Below are 18,474 nucleotides of genomic sequence, written 5' to 3'. Positions count from 1 at the left end.
GGCGGCGCGTCAGTCCATGACCTTGCCGTCCGGCCCGATCTTGACGGTCTGCTCCTTGTCGGCGCCGGCCACCTTGATCTCGTACTGGACCGCCTTGCCGTCCTTCGACACCTCGGCCTCGTAGGCCTTGCCGCCGCCGGCCTTCTGCTCGGCGATCATCAGCGCGTCCTTCAGCGAGGTCTTCGCCTCGTTGAAGTTCGCGGGCTTGAGGAAGGTGAAGTAGCGCTCGATCGGCTGGTTCTCGGTCTTGTAGACGGCGCCGGTGTCGGCGTTGATGCCGTACTCGACCAGCTTGCCGCTCGGGTAGACGACCTTGATGGAGTAATGGGCCGGGTCCTTGCCGTCGGCCTTCTCGAAGTCGGCGTCGATCGCCCGGCCGCCCTTCTCCTCGCCCTGCGACTCGGCGGTGGTCAGCGCCTGGGCGAGGTTCACCTTGGCGAGCTTGGCGACCTGCCACTCCTTCATGTCGTCGGTGGCCTTCGTCGCCTGCGCGCCGGGAGCCGGCGCGGGGGTGGCGGGCGCGGTGGTGGAAGGCGCGGGGGTGGCGGGGGCGGTCGTGGACGGGGCGGTGGCGGGCGGCGCGGTGCCCGTGGTCGGGGCGGCGGTGCCCGGCGAGGCGGACTGGGCCAGCGCGAGGCCGGTCGAGAGCGCCAGCCAGCCGGCGGCGGCGGTGAGACGGGTGATCATGGCGGGGTATCCCTGTTTCGGGCGTGTTTCTGGACCCCGGAAACAGCGGCACCCCGTCGAGGGTTGCGTGCCCGTCCACATCATTCCGTGATCGGCGGCATCGCCGCCCGGGGAATGATCGCGCCCGGGTGGCGGATCACCGCGCCGGCGAGGCGGTGGCCGGCGCGCGCGGCCTCGGCGGGAGGCGCCCCGGCGCGCCGCGCCGCGAGGTAGGCCGCCGCGAAGCTGTCGCCCGCCGCCGTCGTATCGACCGGCACCACGGCGGCCGGCACCGGGACGGTCTCGGTCGTGCCGTCGGCGGCGACGATGCAGCCGGGCTCGGCGAGCTTGACCACCGCCTCGGCGACGCCGGCCGCCGCGAGCCGCGCCAGGATGTCTTCGGGAGCGCCGTCGCCGTCGAGCAGGGCGTAGTCCTCGCAGCCCGCGAGCACGGTGTGGCTGAGGGCGATGGTCCGCGCGTAGGCGGCGCGGGCCTCGGCGAGGTCCGGCCAGCCGCGCGGGCGGAAATTGGTGTCGAACACGATCCGGGTGCCGCCCGCCCGCGCGCCCTCCAGCGCCGAGAACAGCCGCGCCCGGCTCTCGCCGCGGAACAGCGAGAGGGTGATGCCGGAGAGGTAGACGAGCCCCGCTCCCGCCAGCGCCGCGGCGGCGGCCTCCGCCCCGGGTCCGTCGAAGAGCTGGCGCACCGGCGCCGCGTCCCGCCAGTACAGGAAGCGCCGCTCGCCCGCCGGGTCGGTCTCGATGATGTACAGCCCCGGCAGCCGACCCGGCACGCGCTGGACCTGGGCCGTGCCGACCCCCTCCTCCGCCCAGGCGGCGAGCATCTCGGCGCTGAAATCGTCGTCGCCGAGCGCGGTGACGTAGTCGACCGGAACGCCGAGGCGGGCGAGGTAGACCGCGGTGTTCAGGGTGTCGCCGCCGAAGGCCCGCGACAGCAGCCCGTCGGGCCGGGTGCGCAGTTCCAGCATGCACTCCCCGAGGCAGGCCACGCGCCCGCCCTGTCCGGACCGATCCGCCGCCATCCGCGTCCTCCCTGAACCGCCCCGCCTCCATCGCACGGATCGGTCCCGGCGGTCTCCCGCCCGGACGGCCCCGCGGCCCCATCGCGGGGCGAATGAAACGGCGCTTCCGCGCCGGTGACGGGGGTGCTACCCCGCTTCGCAGCGCGGTTGCAGCCGCGCGGGGCCGCGCGCGGCCCGGTCGTCCGGGGAGGATCGAGGTCATGGCCGGCATCACCCGCAACCCGCCGGCTCCGCCCGTCGACCCCGCGATCCTCGCCGCCTTCCGCGAGGCGGCCACCGCCACGATCAGCGACAACCTCGATCGCCTGCCCGGCGCGGTCGGCCTGCGCCCGTTCCACCGGGGCGGCCGCCTCCTCGGCACGGCCCTGACCGTGCAGGTGCGGGCGGGCGACAACCTCGCGATCCACCAGGCTCTGGAGGAGGCGCGGCCGGGGGACGTGCTGATGGTCGACGGCGGCGGCGACGCGAGCCGCGCGCTCGTCGGCGACATCATGAAGGCCATCGCCGAGAGCCGGGGCGTGGCCGGGTTCGTCATCGACGGGGCGATCCGCGACGTGGCCGCCTTCGCCGCCTCCGATTTCCCCTGCTACGCCCGGGCCGCGATCCACCGCGGCCCCTACAAGGTCGGCCCGGGGACGATCAACGGCCCGGTCTCGGTCGGCGGCTGGATCGTGAATCCCGGCGACGTGGTGGTGGGCGACGCCGACGGCGTGGTGACCTTCCCGCCCGCGCTCGCCCCGACCCTGATCGAGGCGGTGCGCGCCCAGGACGCGCGGGAGGCCGAGGCCCTGCGGATGATCCGCGAGGGCCGCTACGACGGCCGCTACGCCCGGAGCCCCGGCTGACGCTCCCGGCGGAGCGATCGACAGTCTTCAGGACGCGTCGTCTGTAACGCGCCCGCCCCCAGGCCAAGATTTCGTCAAGGACTCGCCGCTATCCCGGGCGATGGGCTGTGCCGCCGCGGTGCTCGCACCGGCCTCCCCCATCGTCCAACGGGCGCCCCTCGGTCGAGGCGCGGCGCCGCATCGGGATCACGTCGTGAACTTCACCGTCACCGGTCGCGGGGCCGCGGGCCGCTACGACTACCGTCACGCCTCGGCGCTGAGCGCCCTGGACCAGGGCCTGAGCCTCCTCGCGGCGGGGATGGCCGACGTGCTGATCGTCGACGGCTGCGGGCGCGCCCGCACCCCGGCCGCCCTCTATCAGTCGCTGTTCGGCCCGGCGTCATCGGAGCCGGCGGGCGCCGGCCCGGCAGCGGCGGCCCCGCCGCTGGCGGCCTGAGGCCGGCGGGCACCTCTTTTTAGGACGGCCGCCGGATCGGCGCGCGCATCAGCCGACGCTGCGCAGGTGCGGGATGCGCGCCGCCGGCTGCGCCGCCATCTCCCGCACGAAGGCGGCGATGCGCGGGGCGATCACCGCGCGAAAGCGCGACCCGTTGAACACGCCGTAATGCCCGACCTTCTCCTGGAGGTGGTAGGCCTTGCGCGCGTCGGGCAGGTTCGGCGTCAGGTCGAGGGCGGCCTTGGTCTGCCCGACCCCGGAGATGTCGTCGTTCTCGCCCTCGACCGCGAGGATCGCGCAGCGGCGGATGGCGGCGAGGTCGACCGGCTCGCCGCGGTGGCGCATCAGGCCCCGCGGCAGGGCGTGGTCCACGAACACGGTTTCGACCGTCTGGAGGTAGTACTCCGCCGTCAGGTCCATCACCGCGAGGTACTCGTCGTAGAAGTCCCGGTGCTTCTCCGCCGAGTCGCCGTCGCCGGTGACGAGGTGGTCGAACATGTCGGAATGGGCGGTGACGTGGCGGTCGAGGTTCATCGCCATGAACCCGTAGAGTTGCAGGAAGCCCGGATAGACCCGGCGCAGGGCGCCCGGGAAGACCGGCGGCACGAGGCTGATCGTGTTGCGCTCGAACCAGGCCTGTCCCCGCTCCTGCGCGAGGCAGTTCACCGCGGTCGGCGAGCGGCGGGTGTCCACGGGGCCGCCCATCAGGGTCATGGATACCGGCACGGCCGGGTCGTTGCGGGCCTCCATCAGCGCCACCGCGGCCGCCACCGGCACCGCGGGCTGGCACACCGCCATCACGTGCAGGTCCGGCCCGAGGGCGCGGAACATGTCCTGCAGGTAGTCGATGTAGGTGTCGAGGTCGAAGCGGCCGGCGAGCAGCGGCACCATCCGGGCGTCCGTCCAGTCGGTGATGAACACCGCGTGGTCCGGGAGCATCGCCTCCACGGTGCCGCGCAGGAGCGTCGCGTAGTGGCCCGACATCGGCGCGACGATCAGCAGCTTGGGCTGGGGCGCGGCGGGCGGCTGGAGGAAGCCCCGGTCGAAGCCGATCACCCGGCAGAACGGCCGCTCCCAGACGACCCGCTCGGTGACCGGCACGCGCCGCCCGTCGACGACCGTGGCGTCGAGCCCGAACGCGGGCTTGCCGTAGCGGCGGGTGGCGCGCTCGAACATCTCGCAGCCCGCCGCGACCGAGCGCGCGTAGGGCGAGTAGGCCATCGGGTTGCCGGGGATGTTCAGGCTGTAGCGGGTGATGTCCGCGGCGAGGCGCGCGGGCGCCATCATCGCGCGGGCGCCCTCGAACATGGCGTAGGCCATCAGCATCGCGGTCTCTCCTGCACTGTCTTCCTGCCCCCTTGCCGCCCCCCTCGCCCGGGCACCTGGCCCGGCCACGCTCGCCCGCGGCGGGGCGCCCGACGCGGCGGCGGCCCCGGGCCGCCGTGACGGCGGCGCGGTCTCGCATCCGGGGCTTTTCGGGGAGACAGAGGCAACCGGGCGGGCGAGGATAAGGTTCCGGGATGAACGGGGGCGGAACATCCGCCCCGCTCGGACGCTTGCCCGGTGACGCTCTCACGATCCCCGGCATGCACGACATCGACCTCGCCGGCCTCGGCCGCGGCGCGCGGCACCTGCGCCTGGACACCTTCGTGCGCCTGCGCTGGCTCGCGATCACGGGCCAGAGCGCGGCGGTGGTGGGGGCGCAGTTCGGCCTCGGCCTCGCCCTGCCCTTCGGCTGGTGCTTCCTGGTGATCGCCGCCTCGTCCTGGCTGAACCTCGCCCTGCGGATCCGATTCCCGGCGAGCTACCGGCTCAGCGACGATTCGGCCGCGCTGCTCCTCGCCTTCGACATCATCCAGCTCGCCGCCCTGCTGTTCCTCACCGGCGGCCTCCAGAATCCGTTCTCGCTGCTGTTCCTCGCCCCCGTGCTGATCTCGGCGACCGCCCTGCCGCCGGAGCGGACCCTGGCGCTCGGCCTCCTCGCCATCGGGCTGGCGACGCTGCTCGCCCTGGTGCACCGGCCGCTGCCCTGGTTCGCCGACGGGCGGATCGAGCTGCCGTTCCTCTACGTCTCCGGGGTCTGGACCGCGATCCTGCTCGGGACCGCCTTCACCGGCGTCTACGCGTGGCGGGTGGCGGAGGAGACCCGGCTGCTCGCCCAGGCGCTCGCGGCGACCGAGCTGGTGCTGGCGCGCGAGCAGCACCTGTCGCAGCTCGACGGGCTGGCGGCGGCGGCCGCGCACGAGCTCGGCACCCCGCTCGGCACGATCATGGTGGTGTCGAAGGAGCTGATCCGGCAACTCGGGCCGACCGCCTCGCCCGCGGTGGCCGAGGACCTGAACCTGCTGCGCGAGCAGGTCGACCGCTGCCGCGGCATCCTCGGCAAGCTCACCTCGCTCGACGGCGACGGCGCCGGGTTCCTGGCCACCGTCACCTTCAGCCACCTCGTGGAGGAGCTGGTGGCGCCGCAGCGGGCGCTGGGGATCGCCCTCGACGTGTCGACCCGCGGCGACGGTCCCGAGCCCGCCTGCCGCCGCAACCCCGGCGTGATGTTCGGGCTCGCCAACATCCTCGACAACGCGGTCGACTTCGCCGGCGCGCGCGTCACGGTCGACGGCCGCTGGAGCCACGACCGGGTGTGGATCGAGATCCGCGACGACGGCCCGGGCTTCTCCACCGAGGTGCTGCTGCGGGCGGGCGAGCCCTACGTCACCACGCGCGGCGCCGAGAGCCGCGGCAGCGACCGGCCGCAGGGCGCAGGCACCGTCGGAGCCGGGCTCGGGCTCGGCCTGTTCATCGCCAAGACGCTCATCGAGCGCTCGGGCGCGCAGATCGCCCTGTCGAACGGGTCCGGAGCTGAGGACGGGCACGGCGCCGTGGTGCGCGTCTCCTGGGCCCGCCACATCTTCGAGCGCGGGGCCGTGCCGCGCCACTCGCCCGAACCGGAGTTGCCTCCGCCCCTGCCATCGCGCGAGTCGCTCCCTATATGAGACCGTATCGAGAACACCCGCTCAGAAGGATCCCCCGATGCTCACGCAGACCGGGACCGCGGCGGCCGCCGACGCTGCCGTCCTCACCGATACCGACCCGCTCGCCGCCTTCGCCGACCGCAGCCTGCTGATCGTCGACGACGACAAGCCGTTCTCCACGCGGCTCGCCCGCGCCATGGAAGGCCGCGGCTACCACGTCCAGGTCGCCGAGAGCGTGGCCGAGGGCGTCTCCGCGGTCGAGGCGCGCGCGCCCGCCTTCGCCGTGATCGACATGCGGCTCGGCGACGGCAACGGCCTCGACGTGATCGCCCGCCTGAAGGAGCGCCGACCCGAGGCGCGGGGCGTGATCCTCACCGGCTACGGCAACATCGCCACCGCCGTCACGGCGGTGAAGCTCGGCGCGTTCGACTACCTCGCCAAGCCCGCCGACGCCGACGAGATCCACGGGACGCTGATGGCCCAGCCGGGCGAGCGCGCCGACCCGCCGGAGAACCCGATGTCGGCCGACCGGGTGCGCTGGGAGCATATCCAGCGCGTCTACGAACTGTGCAGCCGCAACGTCAGCGAGACCGCCCGGCGGCTCAACATGCACCGGCGCACGCTGCAGCGGATCCTCGCCAAGCGCGCCCCGCGTTGATCTGCGCCCCGCGCCGACGCGCTCGGTTGCGCCCGCCCGCCCATCTGCGCTAGCTCCAGGCCGCCCGGACGCCCGTCCGGGCGGTCTTTCCGTCCGGACGGTGCCCGTGAACGCGCGCAACACGCTCACCATTGTCAGCATGATGGTGCTGGTCGGCACCGAGGTGTTCGCCGTGGCCATCGCCGCCGGGTGGGCGATCGCCGGGCTGTTCGACCTCGGCGACCGGATCGGCCACGTGCTGATGGGCCTGTTCAGCCTGTTCGCCGCCTGGATCATGGTCCAGCTCTGGCGGCGGGCGACGAGCATCGAGCCGCTGCGCGCGCCGCGCGAATCCCACCGCTAGGACACGCGGACGGAGCGAGAGCGGGTTCGACAGGCCCGGCACGATCCTGCTAGAGACCGCGGGTCGCCCGCGTAACAACGCCGCAAGGGCGGAGCCCCGCCCCGTCCCGCACGAGTCCCGAGCGCCGATGAAAGCCCGCATCACCGTCACCCTGAAGACCGGCGTGCTGGACCCCCAGGGCAAGGCGATCGAGGCCGCCCTCAAGTCGCTCGGCATCGCCGGGATCGAGAGCGTGCGCCAGGGCAAGGTGTTCGACCTGGAGGTGTCGGCCCCCGACGGGGCCGCGGCCGAGGCGACGCTGCGCACCGCCTGCGAGAAGCTGCTCGCCAACACCGTCGTCGAGACCTACACGATCGAGATCGCCTGATGCGCGCCGCGGTCGTCGTCTTCCCGGGCTCGAACCGCGAGGCGGACGTGGTCCGCGCCCTGCGGCTGTCCGGCGCCAGCGTGACCAAGGTCTGGCACGCCGACAGCGCGCTGCCCCCGAGCACCGACCTCGCCGTCCTGCCGGGCGGCTTCTCCTACGGCGACTACCTGCGCTGCGGCGCCATCGCCGGCCGCGCCGCCGCGATGGACGCGGTCCGCGCCCACGCCGCCCGCGGCGGCCTCGTGCTCGGCATCTGCAACGGCTTCCAGATCCTGTGCGAATCCGGGCTGCTGCCGGGCGTGCTGATGCGCAACGTCGACCGGCGCTTCATCTGCCACCGCCAGACCCTGCGGGTCGAGCGGACCGACACGCGCTTCACCAGCGCCTACACGGCCGGTCAGGTGATCGACGTCTGCGTCGCCCACGGCGAGGGCAACTACTTCGCCGACCCCGAGACGCTGGCCCGGGTCGAGGGCGAGGGCCGGGTGGCGTTCCGCTACTGCGACGCCTCGGGCAAGATCACCGTCGAGGCCAACCGCAACGGCTCGCTCAACGCCATCGCCGGGATCTTCTCCGAGGCGCGCAACGTCCTCGGGATGATGCCCCACCCGGAGAACTTCGTCGAAGGCCTGATCGGCGGCACCGGCGGTCGCGGCCTGTTCGACAGCCTCGCGGCCTGAACCCGCCCGGAGCGCGCTCGGGCCGCCGCGCGGGTCAGGCGGGCGTGCAGGTCATTCCGTTGCGGCGCGCGTTCTCGATGCAGTGCGAGCGGTTGGTGTACCCCTCGGTCGATGCGCCGACGATCCGTCCGTTCGCGGCGATGCGGCGCCAGCGCCATTCGCCCGAACTCTGGTAGATCTCCCAGGTATCGCCGTTGCTGTCGCGGCACGTGCTCATGCTTGCCTCCCTCCGGTGGTCAGGGCAGCCGTCGCCCTGAAACCAACCTGAGGTATGTTAATCAATCTGAGATTTCAACTGCGGTCGAGCGCAGTGCAAGGTTCGGAACTCGGATTCACGACCTGCAACCCGTGAGGGATGCAACCTCTTCTCTCAAACTCAGTCCGTCATTCCGGGGCGCCGCAGGCGAGCCCGGAATCCAGAACCGCCGACAGTGCCGAGTCTTGCGCGCAGAGGCTTACGCCATGCCTGGCACGCCCGGGCGGTTCTGGATTCCGGGCCCTGCTGCGCAGTCCCGGAATGACGGGGCCGCTCGCAAACGCCGCTGCCACGCCTGCGTCAAACCGAGTTCGGAGCCCTGGAGCGCAACGCGTTCGGGGGCAACGCCTCCCGGATCCGGCCGCGATTCGGCGGGGGCACTGGCTGTTAAGGGTCCCTTAACGTTTTCAGATCATGAAGAAGACATCCAGATTCCTGGATGTCGAGTGTGACCCTTCCGTCCACTCTGTTTGATGCCTCCCTGACGACTCTCATAAGCCGCCCCTGACCGGGCGGCTTTTTTCTTGCCGCGTTCGCGCATCCGGCCGGGCTCACTGGTCCCGGAACTCCCAGTTGAAGCTTCCCGCCGCGATGCGATCCGTCTTCGAATCGCCGGTCGCCGCGGATCCCTTGCGGCCGGTCTTCTTCATCCGGTCGACCACCTTGGCCTTCTCGGCCTGGAGGGCGGCGGGCGCCATCGTGCGGCGCTCATTGCTGATCTGCGGCCGGTAGAAGGTCGTCGATCCCGTCACGACCACCTCGAAGAAGATGCCCACGCCCGCGGGTGTCTGGCCGGCCTTGATCGACCGCCGGATCTCCGCCAGCCGCGCCGCCGACGGCGTGAAGTTCTGGCGCAGCGCGCCCCAGTTGACCGCCCGGAACAGCGCCTCGGGGGTTCCGCCGGTGTTGCGGATGTAGGTCATCAGACTCGACGGCTGATTGAGCGCCGCCTCGCCTATCTCGATGGCGTAGGACTCGACGAAGACGCGGTTCTCGCGGACCTGCATCTTCGTGTAGCTCGCCTGATCCGGCCCGTCGTTCGAGAGGTGGCACTCGAACTCGATGAGGTCGCCCTGATACGGCCGCGTGTAGGTGATCGCGGTGTGCTGCGGGCCGCGCATCCGCGAGGCGGCGTAGAGGTTGCCGCTGCCCACGAGCGACGAGTAGACCACGATGCTGGCCTTCTGGTCGCGGTACTGGACGACGTCCCCGGGAATCGCCTCGGCGGCGTCGACCTTCCGGCCCCATCTCAGGGCGGCGGCGTTGTTGTCGGTCGCGACCTGGGGGTCCTTCCGGACCATCCCGTCCAACGCCCTGATCTCCAGCAGCCCGGCGTAGACGAAGTGCGTGCACTCGTTGCCGATGCCGCCCGGGTTGGTGCGTTCCTGGAACAGCGCGAAGCGGACGAGCTTCTCGGAATCGGAAGGGGCGATGTCGGCCATGGATGGAACCTCCTCGAGCGGGCTCATCCTGAACCGATTCCGTCGCGGCGGACGTGCTCGGATGCACGCTCCCGAGCCGGGCGCGCCGCCGTGTCAGCGCCGGGCGGGCCTGCACCCGCCCGGCGCGACCGGGATCAGTACACGCCGCCGGCCTGGGCGGCCCGGCCGGCATCGGCCGGCGCCGCGGCGGGAGCCGCCGCCTGCCCGCCCGCCGGGGCGACGTAGCCGTCGGGCGGCGCGGTGCCGGGCTTGAACGCTTCGAGGATGGTGCCGCCGCCCTCGCCCGAGCCGGCGCGGGTGCCGGAGCCCAGGTTGACGCGGATCAGCTTGATCCCCGGGGGCACGCGGAACGGCGTCGGCGGCTTGTCCTTGAGGGCGACCTTCAGGAAGTCGAGGGCGATCGGCGCGGCGAGGCCGCCGCCGGTGGCGCGGTCGCCGAGCGAGCGCGGCTTGTCGAAGCCGATATAGATCCCGACCGCCATGTCCGGCGAGAAGCCCACGAACCACGCGTCCTTGGCGTCGTTCGTCGTGCCGGTCTTGCCGGCCAGCGGCTTGCCGATCTGCTTGAGGATCGTGGCGGTGCCGCGCTGGACGACGCCCTCCATGATCGAGACCATCTGGTAGGCAGTCAGCGGATCGAGCACCTGCTCGGAATCGTCGACCAGCTTCGGCTCGTCCTGGCCCGACCACTTCTCGGCGTCGCAGCCGATGCACTTGCGGTTGTCGTGCCGATAGATCGTCTCGCCGGTGCGGTCCTGGATCCGGTCGATCAGCGTCGGGCGGATGCGCCGGCCGCCGTTGGCGAGCATCGAGTAGGCGGTGACCATGCGCATCACCGTCGTCTCGCCCGCGCCGAGCGACATCGGCAGCACCGGCAGCAGGTCGTCGTAGACGCCGAACCGGCGGGCGTACTCGGCGATGAGCGGCATGCCGACGTCCTTGGCGAGCCGCACCGTCATCAGGTTCTTGGAGTGCTCGATCCCGTAGCGCAGGGTGTGCGGGCCGCCGGCCTTGCCGTCGTAGTTCGACGGGGTCCAGGCCTCCTGGCCCGGGCCGGCCTCGATGGTGATGGCCGAGTCCTGCACGATCGACGAGGGGGTGTAGCCGTTGTCCAGCGCCGCCGAGTAGACGATCGGCTTGAACGACGAGCCGGGCTGGCGCATCGCCTGGGTGGCGCGGTTGAACTCGGACTCGTCGTAGGAGAAGCCGCCGACCATCGCGTGCACGCGGCCGGTGTTGGGGTCCATGGCGACGATGGCGCCGGAGACCTCGGGCTTCTGGCGCAGGCGGAACTGGCCGCGGCCGCCGTCCATCGCCTCGACGTAGACCATGTCCCCGGGGCGGAGGTTCGGCCGGCCGGCCCAGCGCATGCCCTCGGGGGGGATCACGCCGGTGTCGCGGTCCTTGGAGATCTGGCCGCCGACCTCGCGCTTGGGCTGGAGGCCGACCTGGACGCCGGCGCCCGTGGTGCCGAGCACCACCGCGAGCCGCCAGGGCGCCACGTCGCCGAGCGCCGGCACCTCGACCGCGGCCATGCCCCAGTCGCGGCCCGTGAGGTCCACGCGGGCGACCGGCCCGCGCCAGCCGTGCGACTGGTCGTAGCGCACGAGGCCGTCGATGAGCGCCTTGCGCGCCCAGCCCTGCATCTTCGGGTCGAGTGTCGAGCGCACCGAGAGGCCGCCCTCGTAGAGCTTCTTCTCGCCGTAGCGCTCGGAGATCTCGCGGCGGACCTCCTCGGTGAAGTAGTTGGCGTTGGCGGCGTTCGGGAAGGCGACGCGGGGGTTCACGCCGAGCGGCTGCTTCCTGGCGTTCTCCTCCTCCTCGCGGGTGATGTAGCCGTTCTCGCGCATCAGGCGGATGATCTCGTTGCGCCGGTCGAGCGCCGCCTGGGTCTTGCGGTAGGGGTGGTAGTTGTTCGGCCCCTTCGGCAGCGCGGCGAGGTAGGCCGCCTCGTTGATGGTCAGCTCGTGGACCGACTTGCCGAAGTAGTCGAGCGCGGCCGCGGCCACCCCGTGCAGGTTGCGGCCCGGCACGATGGTGCCGAGGAAGATCTCGTTGAGGTACAGCTCGAGGATCTTGTCCTTCGAGTATGCGGCCTCGATCCGGAGCGCGATCAGCGCCTCCTTGATCTTGCGGTCGTAGGTCTGCTCGGCCGACAGCAGGAAGTTCTTGGCGACCTGCTGGGTGATGGTCGAGGCGCCCTGCTTCTTGCCGCTCTTGGCGTTGGTCAGCACCGCGCGCACGATGCCCTCGGGATCGATGCCGCCGTGCTTGTAGAAGTTCTTGTCCTCCGCCGAGAGGAAGGCGGCGACCACGACCTTCGGCATCGCCTGGATCGGCAGGTAGAGCCGGCGCTCGCGGGCGTACTCGGCGAGCAGAGAGCCGTCCGCGGCGTGGATGCGGGTCATCACCGGCGGCTCGTAGTTGGCGAGCGCGGCGTGGTCCGGCAGGTCCTGGCTGTACTTCCAGTAGAAGTACCCTCCGGCCGCGGCGGCGACCATGAACAGCACCGCGGCGGCACTGAACAGGATCCCGAAGAAACGAAGGATCAGACGCATCCGGTGTTCCGCTCGTCGCTGGCCCGGCCGCGCGGCCGGTGGGGCCCGTCCGGCTCAGGAGCCCGCGACGCTGGGCGGCCCCGGACGCGCCTCTCGGAGCCCCGTCGGATACCGTCCTGCGGCGTCGATGGACGGGGCGTTCGGACGCCCCGTATCGACACCGGATCTATGGTGAAACTGGGGCGATGGCCGCCGCCCGCCGGGTGCCGGAGGCGGGCCGCCCGAGGGTGGCGCGGCCGGCAAAGAACAGGTCGATCGCCTTGGCCATCGAGCCGGTCACCCCGGCGCGCCACTCGGGGTTCTGGAGCATTTCGAGGTCGCGCTTGCTCGACAGGTAGCCGAGTTCCACCAGCACGCTCGGCACGTCCGGCGAGCGCAGCACCTTGAAGCCCGCCTCGCGGTGGGGCTTGACGCTCATCTCGATCACCGGACTGAGCTGCTTCATCAGGTTGCGCGCGAAGCCCGCCGAGAAGCCGCGGGTCTCGCGCAGGGTCAGCTCCTGGAGGATGTCGGCGATGTCCGGGGGCGCCTCGGCGGTGTCCGCGCCCGCGGCGGCGTCGGCCCGGTTCTCGCGCTCGGCAAGCTTGGCGGATTCGGCGTCGGTGGCCTTCTCCGAGCCCGTGTAGATCGTCGCCCCCCGCACCTGCGGCGCCGCCGAGATCGAGTCCGCGTGGATCGAGACGAACAGGTCCGCCTTGGCGTCCCGGGCGATGCGCACCCGCTCGCCGAGCGGCACGAACACGTCCCGGTCCCGGGTCATCTGCACCCGGTAGCGGCCGGCGGCCCGGAGCTTGTCGGCGAGGTCCTGGGCGAAGCCGAACACGATGTCCTTCTCGAACACGCCGCCCGCGGCGATCGCCCCGGGATCGGTGCCGCCGTGCCCGGCATCGACGACGATCAGCGGGCGCTGGTCGGACGGTTCGGCGGCGGGGGCCCGCGCCTGCGCCGGCGCGGGATCGCTCACCGCCGCGGCCTTGCGGAAGGCGTCGCGGTCGACGCGCTGGAGCGGGATCGTCAGCACCACCGCGCCGTCGCGGGGCCGCGTCGCGGTCTCGATCCGGCCGACGGTCGCGGGCGCGGCGAGGTCGATCACGATGCGCGAGCGCCCGGGGGCGAACAGGCCGTAGCGGAAGGATTGGACGAGGCCGTCGCGGCGGCGCCCGGTCTCGGCGTCGAGCTGGAAGTTGACCTCGGGCAGGTCGATCACCGCCCGGTCGGGCCGCTCCATCACGAAGGCGCGCGCCTCGATCGCCTTCGACAGCACCAGGGTCAGGCGGCTGCCGCCCGGCTGGCCGGTCAGCTCGGCGGCGATGGCCACGGCGGGCGCCTCGCCGCGATGCTCGGCCTTCACCCCGTCCTGCGCGCGCGACGGCGCGGCGCACAGGGTGGCCAGGGCGAGACCGAGGCCGATACAGGCGGAGCGGATCAGGTGCGCGCGGCTCGGCATCGGTCCGGTGTCGTTTCCCGTGCCCTCGGTTACGTCATAGGACCGACAGGGTTAACCGGAGTTTACCGCGTCCGGTTCGATCCGGTCCGCGTTGTGGCCCGGGCGCGACAGGGGCCGGACGCGCGCGGGGCGCCGTGCCGGCTCCCCGGAACGACGCCCCGCCGGTCGCCCCGCACTGGGACTCGCCCGGGCGGGACGCGGTGACCGCCTCAGCGGACGGTCAAGCCGTTGAAGCTGTAGCCGGCCTTGTGGGCGACGGTGCTCCAGCAGGTGAGCGAGGCGTCTGCGGCCCGCTGGAACTCGCCGACCTGGAGCCGGATGAGGTCGGCGGGGGACCGGGCCTCGCCGAGCGCCCGCATGTGGGCGGCCGCGGCCTCGCTCTCGCCGCGCATGTAGCGGGTGATCGCGGCGTAGATGCCGCTGAAGTCCGGCGGCTCCGGCAGGAACACGAACTGGAACGCGGCCTTGGCCTGGGCATCGGGCGCGAACGCGGCCGCGAGCGGGGCGATCCCGGGCAGGACCGGCTCCGGGACGGCCGGCGGCGCGACGGGCTCCGGCTCGGCGGCCGCGACCGGTGCTTCGGCGGGCTCGGAGGCGACCGGAGCGTCGCTCACGGGCTCCTGGACCGCGGACTCTTGGACCGGCGCCTCGGTGAAGGTCGGCTCGCCGGCCACCGTCTCAGGCCGCGGCGCGTCGTCGGCCACCGCATGCAGGACCGGCTCCTCGGACGCCGCCTCGTCGGACGTGACCGCGTCGGACGCCGCCTCGTGCGGAACGGCGGGATCCTGAAGGGCGGGCTCGGCGGTGGGGAGCTGCCCGGCGGCGGCCTCGACGTGCAGGATCGTGTCGGCCGGCGCGTCGTGAGTTGCACCCTCGGTCGCCGCCTCCAGCGCCGCCTCGAAGGCAGGGGCCGGCTCGGCCTCGAACGGAGGCTCGGGCGGGAGCGCGATCTCCGACGCGCCGACGGCCTCGGCCGGCAGGGCGGTCTCCGTCTGCGGATCCCCCTCGAAGGGCTGGTTCGGCGCCAGGGCCGGGCGCGGGCTTCTCGGTCGACGCGGCTTTCCCATCGGGCGTTCTCCTCATCGCAGCCCGTGCCGGTCCCGGGCGTCGGGGACCGGAAGAGGGCTCGCGCCGGCGCGGGCCGGGGCCTGGAGCGCTCCCCGCCGCGGCTCATGCCGGTTCGGCGCGCGGGAGCGCATCGAAAAGGGCTCGAAGCCGCGGGCCCGGTCAGGTCGGGTCACGGCTCCGCGACATCGAGGATACGGCCATTCCGCCCGGCCCGCACGGGGCGCGGCGCGGAAAAAAAGGCGCCCGGTCCGGTGGGCCGGGCCGAGCGCCGCTCAGGTCGATCCGCCGATGCGGAGCGGCGCGCCTCAGCGCGCGGCGTTCTGGGCGAGGCTGCCGATGTCCTTGGCCTGGGCCTGGAGGGCGGCGAACTGGCTGCGGACGAAGTCCGACTGCAGCTCGAACGCCTCGCGCAGGTCCTTGGTGCGGACGAGCTTCTGGGCGAAATCGAACGTGGCGTTGGCGTTGGTCTGGGCGTGGTCGAGGCCCTTGGCCACCGCGGCACCCAGGGTCGACTGGAAGGTCTGGCTGTTGGTCTGGACCTGCTCAGCGGCCTTGATGGCGTTCGCCATCATGGTGCCGACGGCCGTGCGGGCCTGATCGACGCTCTTCTCGGCGAAGTCGCGCATCTCGGCCGGGATCTCGAAGTTCGGGGTCTGCATGGCGGTCTCCTGAACGGTTTCGTTGCCGGGCGCGATCGAGCGCCCTGAGGTGACGCCGGCCGTTATGTTGCAGCGCAAAATGGATGTCAATAGCCCATTTCGACGTCGGTTCCTCGCCGGAGGCTGATTTGGTGGATGGGTGTTCAGTCTCACACAGTCGTGAGCAGCGCGCCCGCAGATCACGGGCGAGAACGCCCTGGCTTGGCGCCGGCCCTAGAGAGATCTGACCGCTGGAACCCGCAATAGGGCGGTGATCCCGCGTCCCCGGATCTCCGGGGGCGCCCGCGAGATCACGAAAAAGTTTGCGCGCGATCGACTAGGGCATTCCGATTGGCGGCGCCGCTGGTCCGAGGGTGCGCGCCGCATGCTGCACCGCGTCAGACCGAAATCCCATGCCCTCATAGAAAGTCCGCAGCGCCGCGGCGTGGGTTGCGAGGTCCATCGGCGCCCGCCGGAACCACTCCCGGGCCGCGGCGCCGAGGGCGGCGGCCCGCCCGTCGTCGCGCAGGGCCGCGAAGGCCTCGGCCAGGGGGCCGACCTCCGGTGCCACCACGAACCCGGTCTGCCCGTGCCGGACCTTCTCCGCGGCGCCCGACCGCTCCGAGGCGACCACCGGAATGCCCGCCGCCAGCGCCTCGTAGACGGTGAGCGGGCCGGTCTCGTACCAGCGCGAGGGTGCCGCGAGGGCGCGGGCGCGCCGCCGCAGGATCTCCCACACCGCCTCGGGCTTCTGCCAGCCGATCACCGCGACGCCGGGGCGGGCGCGCAGGTCGTCGGCGAGCGGGCCGTCGCCGATGAACAGGGCCGGCAGCCCGGCGGCGCGGGCGGCCTCGGCCACGAGGTCGGCGCCCTTCTCGCGGGTGAGCCGGCCGACATAGGCGACGGCGTCGCCCGAGGCCGGGGCCGCGGGCGGCCCGTCCGCGGCCCGCACCGGGTTGTCGATCCGGTGATGGGTCAGCCGGTAGCCGCCGAGCAGGTCGCCCATCCGACGCCGGCTGGCGTCGCAGACGTGCACCGCGTGGAGCGGCCGGCCCGCCAGGACCCGGCTCAGCACGGCGGTGCGGGCGACGCGCACCAGCTTGTGCGCGCGGCTGCGCGCGTCGCAGGGCGCGGCGAGACAGGCCGCCGACAGCGGCCGCAGGGCGCAGGGCTCGCCCCGGTCGAACCGGTAGTAGACGCCGTTCGGGCAGGCGAGGAAGTAGTCGTGCAGGGTCACCGCCACCGGCGCACCGGGGCGGTACAGGACCGGGAACACGGCGGGTGACAGGCTGCGGGTCCACTGGTGCAGGTGGACGCAGTCCGGCCGCCGGGCCAGCCCGTCGAGGGCGGCGGCGAGCCGCGCGGCGGCAGCCGCGTGCCAGATCCCGGCCGCCGCCGCGCGCGCCGCCCCGAGCGACCAGATGTCCGGCAGCCCGAGCTCGACCCGCCGGATCCGCGCGTGGTCGAGGAGATCGTCCACGGGACCGGTGATGCCCTGGATGTAGGTGACGTCGACGCCGGACTCGGCGAGGCCGCGGGCGGATTCGAGGGCGACCTTCTCGGCACCGCCGCTGGCGGACGCGAACTCGGCCAGGATCACGACGTGCATGCGGCGCCCCGGGGACAGGTGCCTTCAGCCTAGGCGCGGCCGGTTTACGGGGGATCAACCGCGCCGGGATTACGCTCGCGGGAGCCACCGGGACGGGGAACGAAGCCGTGCACGTCGTCCTCGTCGCCGACCACGCCGCGATCAACGGCGGCCAGGCTAAGGTCGCGATCGAGTCCGCCCTCGGCCTCGCCGGCCGAGGCGTGCGCGTCAGCCTGTTCGCGGCGGTCGGCCCGGTCGATCCGCGCCTCGAGCCCGCCGGCGTGCGCGTCGTCTGCCTCGACCAGGACGACGTGACGACCGCCCGCAACAAGCTGGCCTTCGCCGCCCAGGCGATCTGGAACGGGCGCGCGGCCCGGGCTCTGGCCGCCGAGCTCGCCCGGTACGACGCCCGCGACACGCTGGTCCACGTCCACGCCTTCGCCAAGGCGCTGTCGCCGGCGATCGGCCCGGCGCTGCGGGCCTCGGGCCTGCCGTGCCTCTACACGATGCACGAGTTCTTCATGGTCTGCCCCACGGGCGGCTTCTACGATTACCGGGCGGAGGCGATCTGTCGGCGGGCGCCGATGTCGGCGTCCTGCGTCACCACCGACTGCGACATGCGCAGCTATCCCCGCAAGGTGGCGCGGATGCTGCGCCACGTCGGCCTCGCGCAGGTGGCGCGGCTCCCGGAGCTGTTCCACGACGTGATCACGATCAGCGACCTGCAAGAGAGCGTGATCCGGCCTCTGCTGCCGCGCGGCACCGTCTTCCACCGGGTCGACAACCCGATCTCCGTGGCGCCCGCCCCGCCGGGCGAGGGGGCGCCGGGCGATTTCCTGTTCGTCGGCCGGGTCTCGACCGAGAAGGGCGCGCCGGTCTTCGCGGAGGCCGCGCGTCGGGCCGGGGTCCGGGCCGTGTTCGTCGGCGACGGCACCGAGCGGGCGGACCTGGAGGCGCGCTATCCCGAGGCGGTGATGCTCGGCTGGCGGGACGCGGGCGCGGTGCAGGCGCTGATGCGGGAGGCCCGCGCGCTGGTCTTCCCGAGCGTCTGGTACGAGGGCCAGCCGCTCACCGTCTACGAGGCGCTGGCCTGCGGGACGCCGGTGATCGTCAGCGACGCCTGCGCCGGCCGCGAGGCGGTGGTCGACGGGGAGACCGGCTTCTGGTTCCGTTCGGGCGACGCGGACGCGCTCGCCGCCCACCTGCGCCGCCTGTCCGACGACGGCGTGAGCCGCCGGATGGGCCGGGCGGCGCACGCCCGCTACTGGGCGGCGCCGCTGACCCCCGACGCCCATCTCGACCGGCTGAGCGCGGTCTACGAGGCGGTGATGCGCGGCGCGACCGTGCGCGGCGCGCCGGCCCGCCACGCCTCCGCGCCCGTGCCCGCCTGACCCGGCACGCCGACGGCGGCGCAGCGTGAACGCCGCGTCCCCCGAAAAAACGGAAACACCGGCGCCGCCTCGCGTTGAA

The 18,474-nt window shown here is 72.9% G+C and carries 18 protein-coding genes; 8 read left to right on the top strand and 10 right to left on the bottom strand.

The window, feature by feature from the left end:
* Positions 1 to 9: 9 nt before the first annotated feature.
* Together Q8W71_RS03560 and Q8W71_RS03555 are read right to left on the bottom strand one after the other, a co-directional pair.
* The gene (locus Q8W71_RS03560) at positions 10 to 687 is read right to left on the bottom strand and encodes a PepSY domain-containing protein (protein WP_305523949.1); all 678 of its coding nucleotides are present in this window, start codon (positions 685 to 687) and stop codon (positions 10 to 12) included.
* Between the two features lie 80 nt (positions 688 to 767).
* Positions 768 to 1,709 carry a sugar kinase gene (locus tag Q8W71_RS03555; protein WP_305523948.1) on the bottom strand — a complete coding sequence of 314 codons (942 nt, stop codon included), beginning with the start codon at positions 1,707 to 1,709 and terminating at the stop codon, positions 768 to 770.
* A 200-nt stretch (positions 1,710 to 1,909) separates the two neighbouring features.
* Between Q8W71_RS03555 and Q8W71_RS03550 the strand changes: the two genes are divergently transcribed.
* Together Q8W71_RS03550 and Q8W71_RS03545 are read left to right on the top strand one after the other, a co-directional pair.
* Positions 1,910 to 2,554, top strand: coding sequence for an RraA family protein (locus tag Q8W71_RS03550; protein WP_305523947.1), 645 nt, complete (start codon positions 1,910 to 1,912; stop codon positions 2,552 to 2,554).
* Between the two features lie 193 nt (positions 2,555 to 2,747).
* On the top strand, positions 2,748 to 2,990 hold the full coding sequence (locus Q8W71_RS03545; protein WP_305523946.1) for a hypothetical protein: 243 nt from the start codon (positions 2,748 to 2,750) through the stop codon (positions 2,988 to 2,990).
* 48 nt (positions 2,991 to 3,038) lie between these two features.
* On the opposite strand, the gene Q8W71_RS03540 is transcribed toward Q8W71_RS03545, so the two are convergent.
* Positions 3,039 to 4,316, bottom strand: a complete 1,278-nt coding sequence (locus Q8W71_RS03540) for a polyhydroxyalkanoate depolymerase (RefSeq protein WP_305523945.1) — start codon at positions 4,314 to 4,316, stop codon at positions 3,039 to 3,041.
* Between the two features lie 260 nt (positions 4,317 to 4,576).
* Between Q8W71_RS03540 and Q8W71_RS03535 the strand changes: the two genes are divergently transcribed.
* The 5 genes from Q8W71_RS03535 to purQ all read left to right on the top strand — a co-directional run bounded on the left by Q8W71_RS03535 (position 4,577) and on the right by purQ (position 8,007).
* Entirely contained in the window at positions 4,577 to 5,980 is a 1,404-nt protein-coding gene (locus tag Q8W71_RS03535; protein ID WP_305523944.1) for an ActS/PrrB/RegB family redox-sensitive histidine kinase, read from the top strand.
* A 37-nt stretch (positions 5,981 to 6,017) separates the two neighbouring features.
* Positions 6,018 to 6,617 carry an ActR/PrrA/RegA family redox response regulator transcription factor gene (locus Q8W71_RS03530; protein WP_305523943.1) on the top strand — a complete coding sequence of 200 codons (600 nt, stop codon included), beginning with the start codon at positions 6,018 to 6,020 and terminating at the stop codon, positions 6,615 to 6,617.
* A gap of 106 nt (positions 6,618 to 6,723) precedes the next feature.
* Positions 6,724 to 6,960: a hypothetical protein gene (locus tag Q8W71_RS03525; protein ID WP_305523942.1), complete on the top strand. Its 237-nt coding sequence runs from the start codon at positions 6,724 to 6,726 to the stop codon at positions 6,958 to 6,960.
* A 127-nt stretch (positions 6,961 to 7,087) separates the two neighbouring features.
* Positions 7,088 to 7,327 (top strand): phosphoribosylformylglycinamidine synthase subunit PurS, encoded by a 240-nt coding sequence (gene purS / locus Q8W71_RS03520; RefSeq protein WP_305523941.1) that lies wholly within the window; start codon positions 7,088 to 7,090, stop codon positions 7,325 to 7,327.
* Positions 7,327 to 8,007, top strand: coding sequence for a phosphoribosylformylglycinamidine synthase subunit PurQ (gene purQ, locus Q8W71_RS03515; protein ID WP_305523940.1), 681 nt, complete (start codon positions 7,327 to 7,329; stop codon positions 8,005 to 8,007). The genes purS and purQ overlap by 1 nt, the downstream gene beginning before the upstream one ends.
* A gap of 34 nt (positions 8,008 to 8,041) precedes the next feature.
* On the opposite strand, the gene Q8W71_RS03510 is transcribed toward purQ, so the two are convergent.
* From Q8W71_RS03510 to Q8W71_RS03480, 7 genes are all read right to left on the bottom strand, one after another.
* Positions 8,042 to 8,224, bottom strand: a complete 183-nt coding sequence (locus tag Q8W71_RS03510) for a YegP family protein (protein ID WP_305523939.1) — start codon at positions 8,222 to 8,224, stop codon at positions 8,042 to 8,044.
* A 590-nt stretch (positions 8,225 to 8,814) separates the two neighbouring features.
* On the bottom strand, positions 8,815 to 9,705 hold the full coding sequence (locus Q8W71_RS03505) for a hypothetical protein (RefSeq protein WP_305523938.1): 891 nt from the start codon (positions 9,703 to 9,705) through the stop codon (positions 8,815 to 8,817).
* A 134-nt stretch (positions 9,706 to 9,839) separates the two neighbouring features.
* Positions 9,840 to 12,263, bottom strand: coding sequence for a penicillin-binding protein 1A (locus Q8W71_RS03500; RefSeq protein WP_305523937.1), 2,424 nt, complete (start codon positions 12,261 to 12,263; stop codon positions 9,840 to 9,842).
* A 166-nt stretch (positions 12,264 to 12,429) separates the two neighbouring features.
* A complete protein-coding gene (locus tag Q8W71_RS03495; protein ID WP_305523936.1) occupies positions 12,430 to 13,710 on the bottom strand; it encodes an N-acetylmuramoyl-L-alanine amidase in 1,281 nt (426 codons plus the stop codon).
* A 209-nt stretch (positions 13,711 to 13,919) separates the two neighbouring features.
* Entirely contained in the window at positions 13,920 to 14,777 is an 858-nt protein-coding gene (locus Q8W71_RS03490) for a hypothetical protein (RefSeq protein ID WP_305523935.1), read from the bottom strand.
* A 306-nt stretch (positions 14,778 to 15,083) separates the two neighbouring features.
* Positions 15,084 to 15,437 carry a phasin gene (locus Q8W71_RS03485; RefSeq protein ID WP_305523934.1) on the bottom strand — a complete coding sequence of 118 codons (354 nt, stop codon included), beginning with the start codon at positions 15,435 to 15,437 and terminating at the stop codon, positions 15,084 to 15,086.
* Positions 15,438 to 15,753: 316 nt separating this feature from the next.
* Complete coding sequence (locus Q8W71_RS03480; RefSeq protein WP_305523933.1) at positions 15,754 to 17,025, bottom strand: glycosyltransferase; 1,272 nt, start codon at positions 17,023 to 17,025, stop codon at positions 15,754 to 15,756.
* Positions 17,026 to 17,132: 107 nt separating this feature from the next.
* Between Q8W71_RS03480 and Q8W71_RS03475 the strand changes: the two genes are divergently transcribed.
* The gene (locus Q8W71_RS03475) at positions 17,133 to 18,395 is read left to right on the top strand and encodes a glycosyltransferase family 4 protein (protein ID WP_305523932.1); all 1,263 of its coding nucleotides are present in this window, start codon (positions 17,133 to 17,135) and stop codon (positions 18,393 to 18,395) included.
* Positions 18,396 to 18,474 lie beyond the last annotated feature (79 nt).

The organism is Methylobacterium amylolyticum (genome assembly GCF_030700245.1).
Classification (GTDB): Bacteria; Pseudomonadota; Alphaproteobacteria; order Rhizobiales; family Beijerinckiaceae; genus Methylobacterium.
The sequence above is the reverse complement of the archived record's forward strand: the minus strand, read 5'-3'. Positions and strand labels throughout refer to the sequence as shown.

Bases quoted from the DNA above. Each gene is read 5' to 3' on its own strand.
- Q8W71_RS03490 (WP_305523935.1), bottom strand. From the start codon at position 14,777: ATGGGAAAGCCGCGTCGACCGAGAAGCCCGCGCCCGGCCCTGGCGCCG.
- purS (WP_305523941.1), top strand. From the start codon at position 7,088: ATGAAAGCCCGCATCACCGTCACCCTGAAGACCGGCGTGCTGGACCCC.
- Q8W71_RS03495 (WP_305523936.1), bottom strand. From the start codon at position 13,710: ATGCCGAGCCGCGCGCACCTGATCCGCTCCGCCTGTATCGGCCTCGGT.
- Q8W71_RS03540 (WP_305523945.1), bottom strand. From the start codon at position 4,316: ATGCTGATGGCCTACGCCATGTTCGAGGGCGCCCGCGCGATGATGGCG.
- Q8W71_RS03485 (WP_305523934.1), bottom strand. From the start codon at position 15,437: ATGCAGACCCCGAACTTCGAGATCCCGGCCGAGATGCGCGACTTCGCC.
- Q8W71_RS03555 (WP_305523948.1), bottom strand. From the start codon at position 1,709: ATGGCGGCGGATCGGTCCGGACAGGGCGGGCGCGTGGCCTGCCTCGGG.
- Q8W71_RS03505 (WP_305523938.1), bottom strand. From the start codon at position 9,705: ATGGCCGACATCGCCCCTTCCGATTCCGAGAAGCTCGTCCGCTTCGCG.
- Q8W71_RS03535 (WP_305523944.1), top strand. From the start codon at position 4,577: ATGCACGACATCGACCTCGCCGGCCTCGGCCGCGGCGCGCGGCACCTG.
- Q8W71_RS03560 (WP_305523949.1), bottom strand. From the start codon at position 687: ATGATCACCCGTCTCACCGCCGCCGCCGGCTGGCTGGCGCTCTCGACC.
- Q8W71_RS03550 (WP_305523947.1), top strand. From the start codon at position 1,910: ATGGCCGGCATCACCCGCAACCCGCCGGCTCCGCCCGTCGACCCCGCG.
- Q8W71_RS03530 (WP_305523943.1), top strand. From the start codon at position 6,018: ATGCTCACGCAGACCGGGACCGCGGCGGCCGCCGACGCTGCCGTCCTC.
- Q8W71_RS03510 (WP_305523939.1), bottom strand. From the start codon at position 8,224: ATGAGCACGTGCCGCGACAGCAACGGCGATACCTGGGAGATCTACCAG.
- Q8W71_RS03480 (WP_305523933.1), bottom strand. From the start codon at position 17,025: ATGCACGTCGTGATCCTGGCCGAGTTCGCGTCCGCCAGCGGCGGTGCC.
- Q8W71_RS03500 (WP_305523937.1), bottom strand. From the start codon at position 12,263: ATGCGTCTGATCCTTCGTTTCTTCGGGATCCTGTTCAGTGCCGCCGCG.
- purQ (WP_305523940.1), top strand. From the start codon at position 7,327: ATGCGCGCCGCGGTCGTCGTCTTCCCGGGCTCGAACCGCGAGGCGGAC.